The organism is Rhizobacter sp. P3_B12 (genome assembly GCF_056402895.1).
Genome location: NZ_JBFUGN010000929.1, coordinates 1 through 2,438 on the forward strand (window position 1 = coordinate 1; position 2,438 = coordinate 2,438).

A 2,438-nucleotide genomic window follows, 5' to 3' on the forward strand; every position below is an offset into this window, starting at 1 on the left:
GGCCGGGGCAGGCGGCGAGCAGGCGGTCGGCGAGCTGCGCCACGGGGTCGATGAGGTGCTCGCAGTTGTCGAGCACCAGCAGCGCGCGTGCCGCGCCGATGTGCGCGCACAGCGCGTCGAGCGGATCGGCCGTCGCGTCTTGCCGGGCACCGGCGGCCGAGGCCACGGCGGCCAGCAGGCGCCGCGGGTCCTGCAGGGCCGCGAGGTCGACGAACCACGTGCCCGCCGCAAAGGCCGCCAACTGCCGCTGCGCGAGCTCGATCGCCAGGCGGGTCTTGCCGCTGCCGCCGGTGCCGGTGAGCGTCAGCAGCGGTGCGCGCTCCAGCAGGCCGGCGCAGTCGGCCAGCGCGTTCTCGCGGCCGATGAAGCGGGTGCGCGGCAGCGGCAGGCGGTGGGGCGTGGGGGCGAGGGCGGGCTGGGCCGCGGCTTCGCCGCTGTCAGCGCCAGCCTCGCRCAGCGCGGCGGTGAACTGGTAGCCGCGGCGCTTCACGGTGGCGATCGCCTCCGCCCCCAGCAGCTTGCGCAAGGCCGAGATCTGCACCTGCAGGTTGTTCGGCTCGACCACCAGGCCGGGCCACGCGAGATCGATCAGCTCATCCTGCCCCACCACCTGATCGCGCCGCTGCGCCAGCGCAATCAGCACGTCGAGGGCCCGCACGCCGAGCGCCGCCGGCTTGCCGTCGTCCAGCAGCAGGCGTTCGGCAGGGCGCAGTTCGAAACGACCGAAGTGGAGCGGTGTCGACACGGGTTGGCGCGGGTTTCAGCTTGGTTTCAGGTGGGTGAAGGACGCGGCGATGGCGTGCGCGGGACAGTCGCGGCACTGCATCAGACACTCGGGAGACCGCCGATGGATTTCATCACGACCATTATCCGCACGCTGTCGCGCCGATCGACGCCATCGCGCTTCGCGATGGATGACTGCCGGGGCCTGGGTGCCCAGTGCGCCCAGTGCGAAGCCGAATCCGATGGCGACAGCCTGCGGCTCTACGTGGACGGCCGGTTCGAAGGCTGGATCGACGGCGTCGTGCGCCTGTAGCGTCAACAAGCCGTCATGGGCGGGCCGCACAGTCCGCCGGCCATCCACTTCGTGTCACACCATGACGAACACGTTCTTGTCCCTGCGCGCCCTGAAGTCCATTGCGATCGCCCTCATCGCCGTGACCGCTGCCGCGGCCCACGCCGATGAACTGCCGCGCTGGGACACTGCCATCACGAAGTACAACGAGAAGCAGGTGCGCGACTTCCATCCGATGTTCGATTTCGACTCCGACGGCTGCTACCCGGCCACGCCGTTCAACCRCAACAGCAACCTGAGCCAGAACCCCGGCCTGAACGCCACCGGCACCGTGCAGGGCGCCTGCCGCGACGGTGGCTGGGGCAACTTCGCCAACACCATCCATCGCCAGCTGTGCCGCGAGACGGTGGAGGGCAGCGACCGCATCGAGCGCTGCGCGCACTTCTACGAGCTGTACTTCGAGAAGGACCAGGCGATCGGCCTCACGTTCCTGGGGGGCCACAAGCATGACGTCGAGACGGTGATCGTCTGGACGGGCCGCAGGAACGGCGGCGGCGATTTCATCTCGCACGTGTCGGTCAGCGCGCACGGCAACTACACCACGCGGCCGATGGCCGGGCTGGAGAACCACTGGGGGCATCCGCTGGTGGTCTATCACAAGGATGGCGCGGGCACGCACGCATTCCGCTTCGCGAATGCCAACGACCATGCCCACGTCGAGTTCATCGGCAACTGGGGCGAGTTCTACGCGCCGGACATCCTCAGCCACTACAGCGCCGTCGCGCAGTGGAATGGCGACGAGTGGACGCGCTACCTGGCCAACCGCAACTATCGCGTGGCGCTGGAGAACTCGAACTTCGGCAGCGCGAGCTTCAAGACCCGCAACGACGGCGAGATCATGAACCAGGCCAACAACAACGTGCCGCGCAGCGACGCGTTCTGGGCCAACGTCTGGTTCCTGTGGGACGACGTGTGGGCCACGCGCGCGAAGGAGTTCCAGGCGAACTACCCGCAGACGTACACGCGGATCAGCGAGTAAATCATCGGGAAAAGTGGAGATATTCTGGCGCTATGATGTTCAGATGACTAGAATATTTCCATGTCGAGAAAGCCTGCTCCGCTGCTTCCAGCCACTGAAGCGCTGCTGATCCAGCTCGGCGACCGCCTGCGCCTGGCGCGCCTGCGCAGGCGGCTTCCGGCCAAGCAGGTGGCAGAGCGGGCGGGCATGGCGCCCATGACGCTGCGCAGCCTCGAGCGCGGTGGGGCAGGCGTGACGATGGGTGCCTATGTGGCCGTGATGCAGGTGCTGGGCATCGAGAAAGATCTCGATCTGCTTGGCAAGGCGGATCCGCTCGGCCGCGAGTTGCAGGATGCGCAGTTGCCCGCGACCCGGGCGACGCGCAGGGGGCCGTCTCCCGCGCCC

The 2,438-nt window shown here is 68.3% G+C and carries 4 protein-coding genes; 3 read left to right on the forward strand and 1 reads right to left on the reverse strand.

Features of this window, described 5'->3' with window-relative positions:
• The coding region (locus tag AC1D01_RS30215; protein ID WP_477873011.1) for a winged helix-turn-helix domain-containing protein at nucleotides 1-745 on the reverse strand (745 nt) is incomplete at its 3' end.
• 102 nt (nucleotides 746-847) lie between these two features.
• On the opposite strand from AC1D01_RS30215, the gene AC1D01_RS30220 reads away from it, so the two are divergent.
• The 3 genes from AC1D01_RS30220 to AC1D01_RS30230 all read left to right on the forward strand — a co-directional run.
• Nucleotides 848-1,036, forward strand: coding sequence for a hypothetical protein (locus AC1D01_RS30220; protein WP_477873013.1), 189 nt, complete (start codon nucleotides 848-850; stop codon nucleotides 1,034-1,036).
• 61 nt (nucleotides 1,037-1,097) lie between these two features.
• Nucleotides 1,098-2,054 (forward strand): NPP1 family protein, encoded by a 957-nt coding sequence (locus tag AC1D01_RS30225; RefSeq protein ID WP_477873015.1) that lies wholly within the window; start codon nucleotides 1,098-1,100, stop codon nucleotides 2,052-2,054.
• Between the two features lie 60 nt (nucleotides 2,055-2,114).
• The coding region (locus AC1D01_RS30230; protein WP_477873017.1) for a helix-turn-helix domain-containing protein at nucleotides 2,115-2,438 on the forward strand (324 nt) is incomplete at its 3' end.

Coding starts and splice junctions, on each gene's coding strand:
- AC1D01_RS30220 (WP_477873013.1), top strand. CDS start 848: ATGGATTTCATCACGACCATTATCCGCACGCTGTCGCGCCGATCGACG.